Genomic DNA, 17109 nt, shown 5'->3' on the forward strand with positions numbered 1-17109 from the left:
ATGGTTAATCCTTTGTTAACCATTCCAACCCTAGAACATGGCAACGATTTCTTAACCTCGATGAACGAAGTGCTAACAGATCCCCGCTCCATCCGTATCAAGGGCCGTTCCTTCCTGGCCGTCGTCCTTTCGCCGGATCTGCCATTGGATCAATGGCTTGTGCGGCTTGACGATCTCGCTGCCCGTTCGGCTGGCTTCTTTTTCGGCCGTCCGGCCGTGCTCGATGTCGCCGATCTGCAGCTCGACAAGGCGGGTCTGAAGGCACTGCTCGCCGAGCTCGCCGCCCGCAATGTCAGCATCATGGGCATCGAGGGCGCGCGGCCGTCGCTGATCAGCCCCGGCATGCCGCCGGCGCTCAAGGGCGGCCGTCCGGCCTCCGATTTCGAGGTGAAACAGAGCGATCCGGCCGAGCCGGCGGACGCGGCGGAAGCGCCGCGCGTCATCGAACCGCCGGCTTCGGAGATGCGGCCGTCGTCTCCGTCACTCGTCATCAACGAACCCGTAAGGTCCGGGCAATCCGTGATCTTTACAGAAGGAGACGTGACCGTGATCGGGTCCGTCGCTTCCGGCGCCGAAGTCATCGCCGGCGGCTCCGTCCATATCTACGGCACGCTGCGCGGCCGGGCCATGGCGGGATCGATCGGCAATGCCGGGGCGCGCATCTTCTGCCGAAAGCTCGAAGCCGAGCTGGTGGCGATCGATGGTGTCTACAAGGTGGCCGAAGACATTTCGCCCAGCCTGCGCGGCCAGCCCGTGCAGCTCTGGCTCGAAGACGATGCGATCAAGGCAGAGAAACTCAATTGAGCCAGAACGGCCAGCAACAGGAGAGCAAGATGGGGAAGGTTATCGTCGTCACTTCCGGCAAGGGCGGGGTTGGCAAGACAACCTCGACAGCCGCGCTCGGCGCAGCGCTTGCGCAACGGGGCGAAAAGGTCGCGGTCGTCGATTTCGACGTCGGGCTGCGCAATCTGGATCTGGTCATGGGTGCCGAACGGCGCGTGGTCTATGATCTCATCAACGTCATCCAGGGCGACGCCAAGCTGCCGCAGGCGCTGATCCGCGACAAGCGGGTCGAAACCCTGTTCCTGCTGCCGGCCTCCCAGACCCGCGACAAGGACAACCTGACCCAAGAAGGCGTCGAGCGCGTCATCGGCGAACTCAAGGAGCATTTCGACTGGATCATCTGCGACAGCCCGGCCGGTATCGAACGCGGCGCGACGCTGGCCATGCGCCACGCGGATGTGGCTGTCGTCGTCACCAACCCGGAAGTCTCTTCCGTGCGCGACAGCGACCGCATCATCGGCCTGCTCGATTCCAAGACGATGAAGGCCGAGCGCGGCGAGCGGATGGAAAAGCATTTGCTTTTGACCCGCTTCGACCAGGCCCGCGCCGAGCGGGGCGACATGCTGAAGGTCGAGGACGTGCTGGAGATCCTGTCGATCCCGCTGCTCGGCATCATTCCGGAAAGCATGGACGTGCTTCGCGCTTCCAACCTCGGTGCGCCGGTGACAGTGGCCGATGCGCGTTGCGCCCCCTCCATGGCCTATTTCGACGCCGCACGCCGACTGGCCGGCGAAACGCTGCCGGTCACCATCCCGGGCGAGAAGCGTGGTCTGTTCGGCAAGATCTTCGCACGGAGGGCCGCATGAACATTTTCCGCCTTTTCGGCAAACAGCAATCCGCGCCCCAGGCGCGCGAGCGCCTGCAGGTGCTGCTCGCCCATGAGCGCGCCTCGGCCGGATCCGATCTCGTGGCGGTGCTGCGCGAGGAGATCCTGGCGGTCATCGCCAAGCATGTTCAGGTTGATGCCGACCGCGTGCGCGTGAAGATGGACCGCGACGAGCACATGTCGATCCTGGAGATCGATGTCGAGATTCCGCTCGGCGCCATGCCGAAAGCCGCCTGAGCGCCGGTCCCGGATCGATGAAACAAGGCCCTGTCCTGCCGAACGCGGGGCAGGGCCTTTCCCTTAAGGCATCGGCGCATGAGGGAGGCTGACAAGCAGCCAAAAAAACGCCGGTGTGGCGTTGCGGTCTTGCGGCCGCAGGCCCCACCGGCGAGCCGGGGAATCTCACTGTTGCTTGCGCGATCCCGCCGCTTCACACCATTCCAGTCATGCCGTACCGTCCGGATTTGCGGGGGCGGACCTCCTCGCAAATCCAGTTCAGCAATGGCCCGCCTTCTCACTCAAAAGCAGGTTCACCTGATCCTCGGGAATAACCGGGCCAAGTTCCTTGCTGAGATCAGCCACAAGCGAACTCAAAGCGGCCTCGAGATAATGGGCGGCCGCTGAGGCCTTCACATCCCGCGCACCGTCGCGTGCGTAAGTGATGACGCGGATCAAGCCGATCAACTCTTCGCGCCGGCTTTCCTGCGTACTCTCCATTGCGTCCACGGAATCCCCCTGTAACTGACAGGCTTCATTAAACATGCCCGCAATGAAAAAGCCCGTTGCATCGGCGTTGCACACGCAAAGGATGTTCATCCTGTGGTTAGTTCACCCTTAGGGCAGTCGTTCAGTCCGAATCCGGTAGAAGATGCAGGGTCCAATCAGGAAGTCGTTTAAAAACAGCAGGTTGTGTTAGGTTTATCTCATGGAGAAGCGCAAGCGCATCCTGTCGCTTCGGGTCCGTTGCATGGGCCAGGATCCGTTGCATGCTCTTTGTGTTTGCTCCCACGAACATGTCGACGATTCGCCGCCAGCTGCGCTCCTTGAAGTGGATGGCGCGTGCGGCACGCGCCCAGTCCCGCGCTTCGTCCGGTGAAATCGCGCCGGCCTGCAAGGCAGTCTCAAGGGTTGCATCGACGGTCACCAGGGGGACGCTCAAGGGCGGGTAGCCGAGTTCGGCCGGGCCGTGCTGCAGAGCGACATCTCCATCGTCGATCCGGCGCCCGCTGCGATAGTCCTCGTAGATGCGGCCGACCCCGCGCATGCCGAACGGCGCGCATTCGACCGCCCGCAGCGCCCCCATGCTCGCCGCTCCAAGGACGGGCACGCCACGCGACAGGGCCAGCAGGATCTCCTTGTGCCAGACGGGCCGGACATGCTCGAAGATCCCATCGATCAGACCGATCGCCGCGGCGCCCTCCTCGAGCGCACGGCGCAGGTCGCCGCGCTGTGCCGGTGGTCGGATCTCGATATCCTCAGCCCCCATCGCGCGGACGATGGCCGCAGCATCCGGCAGGCTGGGACCGACGAAGACGACCTTCATCCCAGCACCCGTCGGAGCGCGCGCGGACCGAACCGCTGGCGCTGGGCGCCTGGCGGGTTTTCAAGCCCGGGAACGATGAGCTTGCCGACGGCGATCGGCAGACGCCCGTCGTCGAGGCGCAGCGCATAGGCCTCCGAAAGCCCGGCACTTGCCAGGCGCGCAAGCAGCAGAGGCAGGCGCTCGTTCGGCTCCGGGAGCGCGCCAGTGGAGCCGGGTCGGTGGAGGGGATCGACCGGCGCGCGCAGGACCTTGCAGAGGTCCTCCGGGGCCGGGTCAGTGAAGAAGGCGGCGGGGACGTCGTCGCGCGCACCGCCGATGAAGGTGAGGCGCGATTGTGCGGCCTCCGTGATGGCGCGGGCGGCGGCCCCGGCAGCGGTAAAGTGCGCGCCGCTGCCAAGCGTGAGATCGACATGCCGGACCGCGCCCCCTGCAAGCACGGCGGCAGGGGCGATCAACGCCATGAAGCAGGGGAGGTTCAGGTCGGAGGAGATGTCGAACAGGCGGATGATGAGCCCCGCGCGCTCGATTCGCTGAACGAGATCGTCGATGGTCGGGGTGGCAAGGCAGGCCGGATCGATCGCCGGCGGCCGGCGGGTGGGCGGCGTCACGTGCCACAGCGTCAGCGCATCGCGCTCCACCCGTTCCAGTAGGCCGTGCAACACCGCTTCGTCCCACGTATTGCCGGAAGCCAGCCCGTCGGAGGAGCGCCAATAGCGCGGCTTCAGCTGCGTCCGGTCGAGATGAACGGCATCGAAGGGGAGGTGGACCGTGTGGCCTGAAAGAAGATTCTCGGCCGGGGTCCAGTCGATGACCTCGTCCGGTGCAACCGGCTCGGCCCGAGGGCTGAGAAGCGTCTCCAGCGGATCGACGGATCCGCCATCCGCCTCGATGTCCCGGCTTGAGGCGGAGCGCCGGACGCAGGAGGGGCTGGACGCGATGACGCGCTCGACCGCCTCCATGACCGCGGAGGCCTGCGCGTCCTCATCGGTCAGGCCCTTGCCCTGGGCAATGGCGATGGCGCGCGCATTGGGAGTGACCGCGAACCAGACGGGAATGCCGACTCGATCAAGGCCGGTCTGCGACCCGACGCGTGTGATGCCAAGCGCAGGCAGATGCGGCGTGATCAGCGCGAGGGTTTCGGCGGGCGCGCGTGACCGGTAGGACCCCGCCGTCGTCATGGGTCGATGACGGCGGGACCGGTTTCAGGGCCGCAAGGCCTCATCGGCCTTCATAATGGCCGGCGGCAGCTTCGGAGGCCGAGGAGATCGCGACCGCAAAGTCGACGCCCTTCGTCACCAGCCCGCTGCGCGGGGTGCCGGAAGCAAGCGCCCCGGCGGACTTGTCCTTGAACGGAGTGACCGTGCCGGCGCCGAGATCGGCGATCCACAGTCCGTCTTCGCCTTCTATTCCAAGAATTACAACCTGAGCCATGTCATTCCCCTTGTCTAGAAACCGGCTTTCCGCAAGCCTTCGCGATAGAGTTCGCGCTGCCAACTTTCCCGGTTGGGAACGACCTCGAGCCAGCGCTCCAACTCGAAGTCGGGATGTTCACGCAAGACACGCTGCTTATATACACGCGCTTGCCGTGCATTGCCAAGCATTCCCCAACTCGCGGCAGCCAATCTGTCGGCCGGTTTCGGGTTTTCCATGCGTTTGATATAGGCGAGCGCGGCTTCGAACCGGCCGAGGAAGTAGCAGGCCCCGGCAGCGGTCCAGAGATAGCTGTCCGGGCAGAGCGGATTGAGGTCGATGGCGCGGGTGATCTTGTCCAAGGCGGCCTGCGGCCGCGCGCCATGCACCAGCGTATCGGCATGACTGTAAAGCACGTCGGCATAGTGCGGGCTGATCTTCTCGGCCGTGTCGAGCGCCTCCAGGCTTTCGTCCAGCCGGCCGCGATAGAGTTCGACGACGCCGAGCTCGCGATAGGCGGAGGCGAGCGCCGGGTTCTCGCGCACGGCCCGCAATGCCTGGCGCTCCGCGGTCAGCAGCAGGTCCTTGTCGCCGCGGGCGGTCAGCAGCCATTCGGTCATCAGCGCGCGGGCCATGCCGGCCATGGCCGGCGCGAAGCCGGCGTCGAGCTGCAGCGTCTCGCGCATCATCCGCCGGGCCTTGCGGATATCCTTGAGCTCGAGGCTCGAGAGAAACTGCGTGCCGCGCAGGAAGGCGACATAGGCATCGGGGCGACGCTGATAATCGAGATGATTGGCGCTGCTGGCTTCCATGCGGTCGGCGGTGGAGCGGGTGATGGCCCGGGCGATCTCGACACGCTGGGTCGCAAGATTGTCGACGGTCAGCGGGAAGCGGGCTGCCCAGATGATCTCGTCGCCGGGAACGAAGACGAGTTGGGCGAAGACGCTGTCATGCGAACGGCGGGTGTCGAGCGTGTAGGTGACCCCGTGTCGCTCCAGCAGCGCGGCCTTGTCGCCCGAGGCGCGGTAGCGCTCTGCCGTGAAGGGCGCGACGACCGAGACGCTGCGCAGCGAGCAGAGGCCGATGGTGATGTCTTCGATCAAGGCATTGACGAGGGCACCTGCCTGACGGGATTCACGCGCCTGATCCGGTGGCAGCAGGGCAAGGCGCGGCAGAACCGGCCGTGGCGGCTCTAGAGCGACGTCGTCGCCCCGCTCGGCGCGGGTCCGTTGTTCGTCGGAGAAGCTGCGGTTGTCCTGGCGGGCCGCGAATCCGGTCCATTCGGCCGGCGGCGGGGAGGGGCTGAGGCCGGGATAGGTGAAGGGCGAGGCGCTGGAGGGCGGCGTGATGAGGCTTCGGCCAGGGACAGGCTTTGCGTCAGGCAGCGCCGAACCATCGGTCGCTTTGCCGAGGACGGGCGGGACGTTGGCATCCCTGCCAGGGGACGCCGAGAAAAGCGACAGTGCCGACCGGACTGGGCTGCCGGCGGGGCGGGCGGCGGCGGACAGGCCTTGCAGCGCCTGGCGTACCTCCTCGTCGGCCGGGTCATGCACGAGAAGGGGAACGGCCGCGGCCTGCAGGGCCTCATCGCCTGCCGCGCCGCGATGGGCGGTCAGGCACTGAAAGAAGCAGGTGCGCAGCAGCAGAAGATGAGTCGTGCGGACGCCGGTGATCCAGTGCTCGATCGCCGGCTCGTGGCGAAGATCGCGATCGAGGAAGCCGCGCGAAACTGCCCCGGTCAACCAGGCGAGCCGAGCCACCGGCCGGTCTGCCGTCGGCATCAGGTCGAGGTCGCAGGACAACATGGCCGCGTTGCGCCGAAGGCGGGCGCCCTCCGCGATGACGACTGGGGTCTCGCCGAGTGCCAGCCGCATGCGGCGAAGCGCCGAGCGCAGATTGGTATCGGCCGCTTCGTCCTGGGCATTCGGCCAGAGAAGATTGGCGAGGTCCCGCCGATGGCGGGCGCCGTCGGGCTGTGTGCAGAGAAAGGCGAGGAGCAGAAGAACCTTGTCGGGGCAGCTGACCGCTGCCCCGCTTGCGTTCCTAAGCGTCAGTTCCCCGAGCGTGATCAGCCTGAAGCTCATCGCCGCCGGCTCTGCGACGCTGGTCATCTTCGGCTCCTCCCATGCTGCCGGCGAGCGACTTGGTCAGCGCGACGATCGACTGGCGGACTTTCGTATCGGTGATGGCGAAGAAGGCGCGGTTGAGTTCCATGCCTTCCTTGGTGCTGACAAATCCTGCAACATCCTGCGCTTCGCCCAGGCCGCCTTCCTTCTCCGGCTCGCCGCCATTTTCGAAGAAGAAGCTGATCGGCACCTTCAGGACGTCGGCAATATGCTGAAGGCGGCTGGCGCCGACGCGATTGGCGCCCTTCTCGTATTTCTGGACCTGCTGAAATGTAACGCCCAGCTGTTCGGCAAGCTTCGTCTGGCTCATGCCGAGCATCAGGCGGCGAAGGCGGATGCGAGAACCGACATAGACGTCGATCGGATTACCGGGAATGAGTGGCATAGGGGCCTCTGTAGGGTTCTGTCAGAACGCAGTGAATGATGCTGGAGCGGATTGACTTATGCAACCGGACCTCATCTGTTCGACACGTCCTCAGACTAGTTATTTTTGCTAGTGCTGAAATTCTGGTAAGTGTCTACGTACATTATCGCCCATCGTAAATGGGCTTATGCCTCCACCGTATCATTATTTTCAGTATATGCGCAATTTTGCACGCTGCGTCCTGACGTTGCACAAACGGACCATGATGTCAAAGGTCTGAGCGCCGAAGATCGCAAAGTGGTAAAACAGCGCTGACCAATTCGCGTTCAGTACGCGGTTCAACCTGTCGATACAGTGTCAGGGTTGCGGAAAAGCCGGTTGGATCGCTGAGTGCTGCCGGCGCCGCGGTCGCTCCGCCGTAGATTCGTTCGTGTTCAATTACGCTTCAAGGCCGAACGCAGGGGGAGGGGAATAAGAAGCAAGGACGAACAAACGTCTGGTCTCGGCCGATCAGACTTCTCCCGTGCCATCACGAGGGGACGAGAGGCAGAGCGGGCCGGCCTTTCCTGACGCCGGATGTCGATCGGGGCCGACAGGCCTGGCGTTGGGCGGCCTGCCGATGCCAGCCGCCATGGGGAAGGGGATCAGTGGCTGGTCCGCTCGCGCGCTTCGCGAATGGCGGCGAGGATCTTTTCGCCCGGCTTGGCGGAGAGGGCCGCCACGCGAACCCGCATTTCCTCACGCGCGGCTTCAGCCCGCCGGCGCGATGCTTCGCCCTGGGCCAGAAGCATGCGCACGCTCTCGCGAATTTCGATCTGCTCTTCCATCTCGACCTCACTGCTTGACCGTCAGCCGGCGGATCGATGCCGCCGTTCGGCCCTTGCCATCCATTCCTCGGATGCCGTCAAAGGCTTGGAAGACCGAATCGCCCCCGGAACCGGGGCAGGGAACTTGTGCCGGGGGCGTTCGATCTGTTCCCTATATGTTCTCTTATCCACAGCTTGTCAACAGGCTGGCCACCGTGGCATTGCCGGAATTGGGCATGCGCCGTGAGGTTGTAACCTGCTGTCAACCAAACGCGGCAATCTTGTGGCTGCGGTAGGGAACCGGAAAGAACCGAGCCTCTATGGTCGCATTCGAAACCGGAACGTCATCATGCAGTTGAGTCTCTTCACACTCTATACGATCGGCCTCGGAACGCTGGCCGTGGCCGCCGTGATGACGATCTGGGAACGCCACTTCAATTCCGAGCGCGCACGCGAGCTGACCTTCTGGACCATCGGCTATGCGATCATGGGGCTTGGGTGTGCGCTGCTTCTCGGCAGGCCCACCTTGCCCATGGTCGTCAGCCAGGGCGTGACCAATATCCTCATCGTCAGCGGTTATCTGCTGCTGCTGGCGGGCGCCATGCCGTTTGTGGGTGTGCGCCTGCCGCGGACCGTGCTGGTCATATCCTGTGTCGTCGGCGTGATCTGGCTCTTCGTCGGGCCGCTTCTCTCCTACGCGGCCTGGAGCGCGGTCGGCAGCTTCTTCATCGCCATCCCCTGCTTCACGCTGGCGCTGATGCTGGTCTTGAACGGCACGACCGGAACCACGCGCTCCTGGGTCCTGGCATCCGTCGTCTTCGGCCTGCACGGCATGGTCTATCTGGCGCGCGTCGTCGTCATCCCCTTCGCCTATTCGCTGAACCAGCAAGGCGTTCTCGACAGCGTCGCCCTGTTCACCATGTTCGAAGGCGTGCTCTTTTCCATGGCGGCGCCGATGGCGCTTCTTTCCCTGACCCGCGAGGAAAGCCGCCACCTGCTGCTCCGCGCCTCGCAGACGGATTTCCTCACCGGGCTCGACAATCGCCGCGCCTTCACGCAGCGCGCGACGCCCGTCATCGCCGCCCATTCGGCGGATGCGGGTTCCGCGCCCCTGCTCGTGCTCTTTGATCTCGACAATTTCAAACAGATCAACGACCGCTACGGCCATGAATCCGGCGACCAGGTGCTGACGATCTTCGCGCGCGTTGCAAAAGACGTCCTCAGTCAAGAGGACTGCGTCGCCCGCATGGGGGGCGAGGAGTTTGCGGCACTGCTCGTCGGCCGGGATCTCGCCACCGCCCAGCAGCTTCTCAGAACAATTGCCGCCCGCTTTACGGTGGAGGTTCTCGCCGAAACGGCCGTGACCCGCCATGTCACCTTCAGCGCCGGGCTGGTTGCTGTCGGCACCGACGATACGCTGCGCTCGCTGATGACCACGGCGGACCGGCTGCTCTACCGCGCCAAGCAGGCTGGCCGCAATCGCGTCGAAACGGAGCTCGACCCCCCGCTGCCCGGCGAAGAGGAAACCGAAGTTCCCGCCTATCCGGCAAGGGCCGCCACCGGCTGACGCTCGGATCAACAACACGAACGCCGTGCGGGAACGATCCGTGTGAGGCGACGCCGGAGCATCCGGTGGATGCCCGGTTGACATCATCGCCTTTTCCCGCCACTCCTTGGCTCTTCCGAGGGGAGCACCGGACGGTGCTGAGATGGGCGTGGAGCCTGGACCCTTGAACCTGATCCGGGTCATACCGGCGTAGGAACGGAAACAGGCGCTTCGGTGATGCACCTTCCCCCGTCTTCGCTTGCTCGGATCTCCATGATGTGTGTCAGGAGATCGTTGATGTGTGCTGCCGTCCCGCTTTTCGCCTTCCGCCGATCCCGCCGCCAGCCAGAGCGTTGATCCGCCATGCAGGCGCGGCATGCGGCGCTCGGCCTCCTCGGTGTCCTCGCTCTTTGGCAAGGAGCAGTCGCGGCAAGGCTGCTGCCCTCCTATGTGCTGCCGGCGCCCGCCGCGGTGGCGGCAACGCTGTGGCGGCAACGGGACTTCCTCCTCGACCAGACCGCGATCACGCTCGGCGAGATCGGGGCCGGGCTCGTGCTCGGCAGCCTGTTCGGTGCAGCGGTCGCCTTCGGGCTCGCCGCCTGTCCCCGGATCGGGCGCATTGCCTGGCCGATGCTCGTGGTGCTGCAGGCCTTTCCCGTCTTCGTGCTGGCGCCGATCCTCGTTCTCTGGCTCGGCTTCGGCATGGCCTCCAAGGTGGCGATGACGCTGATCATCATCTTCTTCCCCGTCGCCTCCGCCTTTGCCGACGGGCTCAACCGCACGCCGCCGGCCGTGCTCGATGCGGCGGCGCTGACGGCGGCAAGCCCGTTCCAGGTCTTGACCCGCCTGCGCGTGCCGCTGGCTCTGCCGAGCCTCGTCTCCGGCCTGCGGGTCGCCGCGCCGCTCGCCCCGCTCGGCGCCGTCGTCGGCGAATGGGTGGGCGCCTCCGGCGGCCTCGGCTTCGTCATGGTGCAGGCCAATGCGCGCATGCAGGCCGACATGGTCTTTGCCGCCATGGCGCTGCTGGCGCTCCTCTGCGTGGTCCTGCGCCTCGCCATCGACCGGCTGACCGCCGGTCTCGCCCCCTGGGCGCGCGAAACCCCACCCACATCCGACTGACAGTTTTAGGAAAATTCGATGCCCCGACCGATCCTGCGCCTTCTTGCAGCAGCCGTTCTCCTGACAGCGACCGCTTTGGCAAGCGCCCCGCCTGCCGCTGCAGCGGACAGGCTGACCGTCATGCTCGAATGGTTCGTCAACCCCGATCACGCGCCGTTGGTTGTGGCGCAGGAGAAGGGGTTCTTCGCGCAGGAGGGCCTGGAGGTCACGCTGGTGCCGCCTTCCGATCCCTCCTCCGTGCCGCGGCTCGTTTCGGCTGGCCAGGCCGAGATTGGCCTCCACTACCAGCCGAGCCTCTATCTCGATCGCGAAGCCGGGCTGCCGCTGAAACGGTTCGGCACGCTGGTCGAAACGCCGCTCAACACGCTGACGGTGCTGAAGGACGGCCCGATCAAGGGCATTGCCGATCTCCAGGGCAAGACGATCGGCTTCTCGGTCTCGGGCTTCGAGGATGCGCTGGTCAAGCGCATGCTGACGGCCGCCAATGTCGATCCGGCCACCGTCACCTTCGTCAATGTCAATTTCGCGCTCACCCCCTCGCTGATCGGCGGCAAGGTCGATGCGACGATCGGCGGTTATCGCAATTTCGAGCTGACCCAGATGCGGCTCGAAGGTCATGAGGGGCGCGCCTTCTTTCCCGAGGAGAACGGCGTTCCGGCCTATGACGAACTGATCTTCGTCACCCGCGATGATCTGATCAACGATCCGCGCCTGCCGCGCCTCCTGGCGGCGGTGGAAAAGGCAACGATCTACCTGACCAATCACCCGCAGGAGTCGCTTGATCTGTTTCTGAAGGCCTATCCGGCCCTCGACGATGCGCTCAATCGCCAGGCCTTTGCCGACACGCTGCCCCGCTTTGCCAAGCGCCCCGCGGCGCTCGATGCCGCGCGCTACCGGCGCTTCGGGACCTTCCTGGTCGAGGCAGGCCTTCTGAAGGCAGCGCCTGACATCGCCTCGCTTGCCGTGGAGCTCGGCCGATGACGGGCATCCTTACGGGCCGACAGGCGGCCGAAATCCTCGAACGGCTGCGAACCCGGCGTCCGCGCGTGCATTGCCTGATGAACACGGTGGTCCAGAAGTTTACCGCCGACGGCATTACGGCGGTCGGCGGCATTCCGTCGATGACCGCGTCGCCCGAGGAGATCGAGGACTTCGTGGGACGTGCCGATGCGCTGACCGTCAACCTCGGCACGCTGGATGCCGGCCGGCGGGCGGTGATCCTGACGGCGGTAGAGGGCGCGGCCGCGCGCGGCATTCCCTGGGTGCTCGATCCGGTCCATTGCGACTATTCGCAAAGCCGGCTCGCCTTCGCCCGCCTGCTGATCGAGCGCGGCCCGAGCGCGGTGCGCGGCAACCGGGCGGAGATGGCGTTGATCGGCGAGCGCTCCGACGGCCTCAGCATCACCACCGGACCGGCGGACCGGCTTCGCGAGGGTGCCCGACTGATCGACGTGAAGAACGGCCATGGCCTGATGGCGGCGGTCACCGGGACCGGATGCCTGTCTGGCGGGGTGATCGCGGCCTGCATGGCGGTGGAGCCCGATCCCTTCACGGCGGCGGCCGCCGCTCTGTCGATCACGGGTGTGGCGGCCGAACTGGCCGCGGAAAGCGCATCCGGCCCCGGCAGCTTCGGCACGGCCTTGCTGGACCACCTCTATTCGCTCGATGGGCAGACGCTGGAGGCGCGGGCGCGCTATGCGGCAGGACAATCTGCGGCAGGACGATTTGTGGCAGGACAGGGAGACGCAGAATGACGACGGTCGATTTCCGGCTGAATGCGATCGTGGACGGATCGCTCGCCGATGTGGCGGATCTGGCCGTCCTGGCGGCCGAGGCCGTACGGGGCGGCGCGACGCTGGTCCAGTATCGCGACAAGCAGGCCTCGTCCCGCCGCATGGTCGAGCAGGCGGTGGCGATCCGGGCGGCGATCGAGGGACGTGGCGTGCCGCTGCTCATCAATGATCGTGTCGATGTGGCGCTCGCCGCCGGGGCGCACGGGGTGCATCTGGGTGCCGAGGATCTGGAGGCGGAAACGGCCCGGCGGCTGCTTGGCCCCTTCGCGATCATTGGGCTGACGGTCAAGACGGAGCAGGACGCGCAGCATGCCGCGGCCGCGCCGATCGATTACGCCTGCATCGGTGGCGTCTTCGCCACGGCGTCGAAGGTCAATACGAATCCGCCGCTCGGTCTCGACGGCTATCGCGCGCTGCGCCGGGGCCTCGCGGAGAAACGGCCCGACCTGCCGGTCGGTGCCATTGCCGGCATCGACCTCAACCGGGTGGCGCCTGTCATCGCCGCCGGGGCGGATGGCGTGGCGGTCATCGCCGCCCTGTTCCGCTCGGGAGACGTCGTCGGCACGGCGCGTGCCTTCCGGGCTGCGGTGGATGCGGCGCTTGCGGAGCGCGGCGCATGACGGCGATCGCTCTCACCATTGCCGGCTCGGACAGCGGCGGCGGCGCCGGCATCCAGGCCGACCTCAAGACCTTCTCGGCCCTCGGTGCCTATGGCGCGAGCGTCGTGACCGCCATCACTGCGCAGAACACGCGGGGCGTAACCGGCGTCGAGGACGTTTCGCCCGCCATGGTCGCAGCGCAGATGGACGCCGTGTTCGGCGATCTGCGGGTGGATGCGCTGAAGATCGGCATGGTCTCGCGCTGCGCGACGATCGAGGCGATCGCCGAGGGACTGGCGGGCTTTGCCGGTCCGGTGGTGCTCGATCCGGTGATGGTCGCCACCTCCGGCGACCGGCTGCTGCAGGAAGAGGCGATCGAAGCGCTGCGAACCCGGCTGGTGCCGCGCGCGGCGCTGGTCACGCCCAACCTGCCGGAAGCCGCCCTGCTGACAGGCCTGCCGATGGCCGAAAGCGAGGCGCAGATGATCGCCCAGGGCGAGGCGATTCTGGCGCTCGGCGCTGCCGCGGTGCTGGTCAAGGGCGGGCATGGGGCAGGGCCGGACAGCACGGACATCCTGTTGAATGCCGAAGGCCTGCGCCGCTTCACGGTGCCGCGCATAGAGACCCGGCACGACCACGGCACCGGCTGCACGCTGGCAGCCGCCATTACCGCAGGCCTTGCCCGCGGCAAGGGGCTGACCGCTTCGGTCACGGCAGCCAAGGCCTATCTGACCGCTGCGCTCGCTGCCGGTCGCACGCTCGGCATCGGTACGGGGCGAGGGCCGGTGCATCACTTCCATGCCTGGTGGTCGGCCGAAGACGGTGCCGCCTGACCTCTCCGGTGCGACCCGCCTGGGATCGCATCTTGCCGCCGGGCCAGGTGGCGCTGTAGCGTCCCGGCCGAACGAACAGGGAGAGACCGACATGGCGGACTATGGTGCGCAGGACATGGCGCAGACGCTGGCGCGCGTCCTCATGCGCCGGCCGGGGCCGAGCCTTTCGAAAGCCGATCCTGCCGCCTGGCATTATGGGCCGGGTTTCGACGCGGTAAGCGCGGCCACCCAGTATGAGCAGTTTGCCGGCCTCGTCGCCCGTTCGGGCGCGGAAATCCTCTGGATCGAGGACCGGGGGGATTGGCTCGCGGATGCCATGTTCACCTGCGACCCCTCGCTCGTGACCCGGGAGGGCGCGGTTCTGCTGCGCATGGGCAAGGCGGCGCGGGAGCGCGAGGTCGCGCTGCACGAGGCCGCCTACAAAAAGGCCGGCATCCCCATTCTCGGCCGCATCAAGGCGCCGGGCACGGTGGAAGGGGGCGATTGTTTCTGGCTGGACGCGCAGACGCTGATCGTCGGCCGCGGTTTCCGCACCAATGAAGAGGGAATCGTGCAGCTGGCCGATATCCTGGCGCCGCTGTCCATCGACGTGCTGAGCTACGACCTGCCGAGCTGGAAGGGCGAGAGCGCCTGCCTGCACCTTCTGTCGCTGATCAGCCCGCTGACGCGCGACACGGCGCTCGTCCATTCGCCTCTTCTGCCGGCGGCGCTCTATCAACTGCTTGAGGAATGGGGCCTGGCGCTGGTCGAGGCGCCGGAGGACGAGTTCCGCGCGAGCCAGGGCCTCAGCCTCAACGTGCTGCCGACAAGTCCCGGCGCTGTCATCATGATCGACGGCTATCCGAAGACCAAGGCCGCTCTCGAAGCTGCAGGCTGCACGGTCTCGACCTTCGCAGCCGATGCGCTCTGCATCGCCTGCGAGGGCGGGCCGACCTGCCTCGTTCGACCGGTGCTGCGCGAGGGGCTGTAAGGCGCCCGCCGACCGGCGCGCCCGCCTGTTGCCCCGCAATTGCGTCAATCTTCGGTAACTATGCGAAGACTGGGCATCCGCTCTTAACAGAGATGTAGCCCATTCCCGTCATCATCGAGAAAACGGGAGGGGCGCGGCCCATCATGACGAGACTGTCCAAGTTCTTTGCCTGGCTGATGATCGATACGCAGCAATCGGATCTTGCGGCAGCGCAGTTGATCGAGCTGCAGCGTCAGGTTCCGCTTCTCTATCTCCTCCTGACCGTCAATGCCGTCGCCGTCGCCTATACCCACCGCGACATTGCGCCCTGGGCGCTGACAGTTGCGGTGCCCTTTGTTCTTGTGTCGATCTGCGTGGTGCGCACGCTCGTCTGGCTTGTCCGCCGGCATCAGAAGACCGACCCGCGCGATGTCGTTGCAAAGCTGCGGCGCACCGTGCGGCTGGCCGGGATCATCGCCGTCGCCTATATCACCTGGTCGCTGGTGCTGAACGAATATGGCGGTCCCTACGAACAGGGCCATGTGGCGATCTTCATCGCCGTCACCGTGATCGGCTGCATCTTCTGTCTCATGCATCTGCCGCAGGCGGCGGTGGTGGTGACGCTGCTCGTCACCATTCCCTACGCGATCTATTACATTCACCTCGGCAATACGGTCTTCTACGCGATCGCGCTCAATATTCTGCTGGTCACCGTGGTGATGCTGCAGGTTTTGTTCAACAGCTTCTATGGCTTTACACGGCTCATCCAGTCGCAGGCCGCCCTGGCGCAGAAGCAATCGGAAACGGAGCGTCTCGCGCTGGAGAATGCCCGGCTCGCCCATACCGACATGCTGACGGGTCTTCCGAACCGGCGCTACTTCTTCACCCGCCTGGAAGACTTGATCGCGGCCTCTGCCGCGTCCGGCAGCGCCTTCACGGTCGGCACGATCGATCTCGATCGCTTCAAGCCGGTCAACGATACTTATGGGCATCTGGTCGGCGACCGGCTGCTCGACCAGGTCGGGCTGCGGCTGGCGAGCTTTGCCAATGACGAGATCGTCGTGACACGACTCGGCGGCGACGAATTCGGGTTCCTCATCGCCAGGCCCGGCCCGGAGTCGTTGATCGTCGCGCAGGCGATCTGCGATCGGCTCGCCGAGCCTTACGAGGTCGATGCCATCTCGCTTTCGATCGGCTGCTCCTGCGGGCTGGCGGCCTTTCCCGAGGCCGGCACCACCGCCCATACGCTGTTCGACCGCTCCGACTATGCGCTCTACAGCTCGAAAAGCGCCAGGCTCGGCCTTGCAACGCTCTACTCGGTCGATCACGAGAACAAGATCCGCTCCGGCCAGGCGATCGAGACCGCGCTGCGTGGCGCGGATTTCGAGGCGGAATTCTCCGTCGTCTTCCAGCCGATCGTCTCCGGCCGCAACAACGCCGTCTTCGCGGTCGAGGCTCTCGCCCGTTGGGACCATCCGGATCTCGGGCGGATCGGGCCGGACCAGTTCATTCCGGTGGCCGAACGCACGGGTCTCGTCCATCCCCTGACCCTGGCGCTGTTCCGCAAGGCCTTGCGCGAGATGGAGAAGATGCCGGCCGGCATCAAGCTCTCCTTCAACCTCTCGGCCCATGACGTGACCTCGTCTCCCACCATCCTCGCGCTGATCGCGGCGATCGGCGAGGGGCGGATCGACGCGCGGCGGATCATCTTCGAACTCACCGAGACCGCGGTGATCCGCAACTTCGACACGGCGGTCGAATCGATCACCCTTCTGCGTCGGCTCGGGTCGCAAGTGGCGCTCGATGATTTCGGCACCGGTCAATCGAGCCTCGGCTATCTGCACCGCCTGCCGATCGACGAGGTCAAGATCGACCGCAGTTTCGTGGCGGGCCTGGAAAATGTGTCCGGCCGCAAGATCGTCGCATCGATCCAGGGTCTCTGCCGCACGCTCGACATTGAGTGCATCGTCGAAGGCGTCGAGAATGCTGAGCAGTTGCGCGTGCTGAGCGCGCTCGGCTGCGAGGCCTATCAGGGCTATTTCTTCTCGCGTCCCGTGCCGATGGACGTGCTGATCGACTGGATCGACGCGCGCATGCCGGATGCGCCGCGCGCCGCCTCGCGCCTCGGGTAGAGCATGTCCTGCCGCAGCACGATCGCTTCGGCTTCGGACAAAGCGGGGGAAAAGAGAGAATGAAGCAGGTCCGATCAATCCCGTCATCCCTGAACATGCTCCAGCTGGGCCCCGACCCGGCTGCACGCCGCCTGTTGCCTTTCGCCCCCCTTATCCGGCATGAGGAGCTTACGAAACCGGTGCTCCGAGCGCCGGTCGACGAAGCGAGGAAGGAAACGAC

Annotated in this window: 18 protein-coding genes and 1 riboswitch; of the genes, 11 read left to right on the plus strand and 7 right to left on the minus strand. The window is 65.7% G+C overall.

Features of this window, described 5'->3' with window-relative positions:
• The first annotated feature begins 60 nt into the window (after positions 1–60).
• Genes minC through minE form a run of 3 tightly spaced genes read left to right on the plus strand, consistent with a single transcriptional unit; the run spans position 61 to position 1906 of the window.
• A complete protein-coding gene (gene minC, locus U8330_RS06375; RefSeq protein WP_323104307.1) occupies positions 61–804 on the plus strand; it encodes a septum site-determining protein MinC in 744 nt (247 codons plus the stop codon).
• Positions 805–833: 29 nt separating this feature from the next.
• The gene (gene minD, locus U8330_RS06380; RefSeq protein ID WP_323104309.1) at positions 834–1649 is read left to right on the plus strand and encodes a septum site-determining protein MinD; all 816 of its coding nucleotides are present in this window, start codon (positions 834–836) and stop codon (positions 1647–1649) included.
• Positions 1646–1906: a cell division topological specificity factor MinE gene (gene minE, locus U8330_RS06385; RefSeq protein WP_323104310.1), complete on the plus strand. Its 261-nt coding sequence runs from the start codon at positions 1646–1648 to the stop codon at positions 1904–1906. The genes minD and minE overlap by 4 nt, the downstream gene beginning before the upstream one ends.
• Before the next feature lie 258 nt (positions 1907–2164).
• Here minE and U8330_RS06390 read toward each other — a convergent pair whose 3' ends face one another.
• The 7 genes from U8330_RS06390 to U8330_RS06420 all read right to left on the minus strand — a co-directional run bounded on the left by U8330_RS06390 (position 2165) and on the right by U8330_RS06420 (position 7939).
• Positions 2165–2485, minus strand: a complete 321-nt coding sequence (locus tag U8330_RS06390) for a hypothetical protein (RefSeq protein ID WP_323104311.1) — start codon at positions 2483–2485, stop codon at positions 2165–2167.
• Between the two features lie 31 nt (positions 2486–2516).
• Positions 2517–3212 carry a TfuA-like protein gene (locus tag U8330_RS06395; RefSeq protein ID WP_323104312.1) on the minus strand — a complete coding sequence of 232 codons (696 nt, stop codon included), beginning with the start codon at positions 3210–3212 and terminating at the stop codon, positions 2517–2519.
• Positions 3209–4390, minus strand: a complete 1182-nt coding sequence (locus U8330_RS06400; protein ID WP_323104313.1) for a YcaO-like family protein — start codon at positions 4388–4390, stop codon at positions 3209–3211. The genes U8330_RS06395 and U8330_RS06400 overlap by 4 nt, the downstream gene beginning before the upstream one ends.
• Before the next feature lie 40 nt (positions 4391–4430).
• Positions 4431–4643, minus strand: a complete 213-nt coding sequence (locus U8330_RS06405; protein WP_323104314.1) for a hypothetical protein — start codon at positions 4641–4643, stop codon at positions 4431–4433.
• Between the two features lie 14 nt (positions 4644–4657).
• A complete protein-coding gene (locus tag U8330_RS06410) occupies positions 4658–6733 on the minus strand; it encodes a hypothetical protein (protein WP_323104315.1) in 2076 nt (691 codons plus the stop codon).
• Complete coding sequence (locus tag U8330_RS06415; protein WP_323104317.1) at positions 6666–7133, minus strand: helix-turn-helix transcriptional regulator; 468 nt, start codon at positions 7131–7133, stop codon at positions 6666–6668. Before U8330_RS06415 ends, U8330_RS06410 begins: the two co-directional genes overlap by 68 nt.
• Positions 7134–7756: 623 nt before the next feature.
• Positions 7757–7939 carry a hypothetical protein gene (locus U8330_RS06420; RefSeq protein WP_323104319.1) on the minus strand — a complete coding sequence of 61 codons (183 nt, stop codon included), beginning with the start codon at positions 7937–7939 and terminating at the stop codon, positions 7757–7759.
• Between the two features lie 328 nt (positions 7940–8267).
• On the opposite strand from U8330_RS06420, the gene U8330_RS06425 reads away from it, so the two are divergent.
• The 8 genes from U8330_RS06425 to U8330_RS06460 all read left to right on the plus strand — a co-directional run bounded on the left by U8330_RS06425 (position 8268) and on the right by U8330_RS06460 (position 16889).
• Positions 8268–9485 carry a GGDEF domain-containing protein gene (locus tag U8330_RS06425; RefSeq protein WP_323104320.1) on the plus strand — a complete coding sequence of 406 codons (1218 nt, stop codon included), beginning with the start codon at positions 8268–8270 and terminating at the stop codon, positions 9483–9485.
• A 108-nt stretch (positions 9486–9593) separates the two neighbouring features.
• Positions 9594–9698: riboswitch (TPP riboswitch) on the plus strand.
• 129 nt (positions 9699–9827) lie between these two features.
• Positions 9828–10583, plus strand: coding sequence for an ABC transporter permease (locus U8330_RS06430; protein ID WP_323104322.1), 756 nt, complete (start codon positions 9828–9830; stop codon positions 10581–10583).
• A 30-nt stretch (positions 10584–10613) separates the two neighbouring features.
• A complete protein-coding gene (locus tag U8330_RS06435; RefSeq protein WP_416236904.1) occupies positions 10614–11564 on the plus strand; it encodes an ABC transporter substrate-binding protein in 951 nt (316 codons plus the stop codon).
• A complete protein-coding gene (locus U8330_RS06440) occupies positions 11561–12337 on the plus strand; it encodes a hydroxyethylthiazole kinase (protein ID WP_323104324.1) in 777 nt (258 codons plus the stop codon). The genes U8330_RS06435 and U8330_RS06440 overlap by 4 nt, the downstream gene beginning before the upstream one ends.
• Positions 12334–12996 carry a thiamine phosphate synthase gene (gene thiE, locus U8330_RS06445; protein WP_323104325.1) on the plus strand — a complete coding sequence of 221 codons (663 nt, stop codon included), beginning with the start codon at positions 12334–12336 and terminating at the stop codon, positions 12994–12996. The genes U8330_RS06440 and thiE overlap by 4 nt, the downstream gene beginning before the upstream one ends.
• Positions 12993–13808 carry a bifunctional hydroxymethylpyrimidine kinase/phosphomethylpyrimidine kinase gene (thiD, locus tag U8330_RS06450; RefSeq protein WP_323104326.1) on the plus strand — a complete coding sequence of 272 codons (816 nt, stop codon included), beginning with the start codon at positions 12993–12995 and terminating at the stop codon, positions 13806–13808. The genes thiE and thiD overlap by 4 nt, the downstream gene beginning before the upstream one ends.
• A 91-nt stretch (positions 13809–13899) precedes the next feature.
• Positions 13900–14778 (plus strand): dimethylarginine dimethylaminohydrolase family protein, encoded by an 879-nt coding sequence (locus tag U8330_RS06455; RefSeq protein ID WP_323104327.1) that lies wholly within the window; start codon positions 13900–13902, stop codon positions 14776–14778.
• Between the two features lie 143 nt (positions 14779–14921).
• Complete coding sequence (locus U8330_RS06460; RefSeq protein ID WP_323104329.1) at positions 14922–16889, plus strand: putative bifunctional diguanylate cyclase/phosphodiesterase; 1968 nt, start codon at positions 14922–14924, stop codon at positions 16887–16889.
• Positions 16890–17109: the final 220 nt, after the last annotated feature.

It is taken from the genome of Rhizobium sp. CC-YZS058, assembly GCF_034720595.1.
Lineage (GTDB): Bacteria > Pseudomonadota > Alphaproteobacteria > Rhizobiales > Rhizobiaceae > Ferranicluibacter.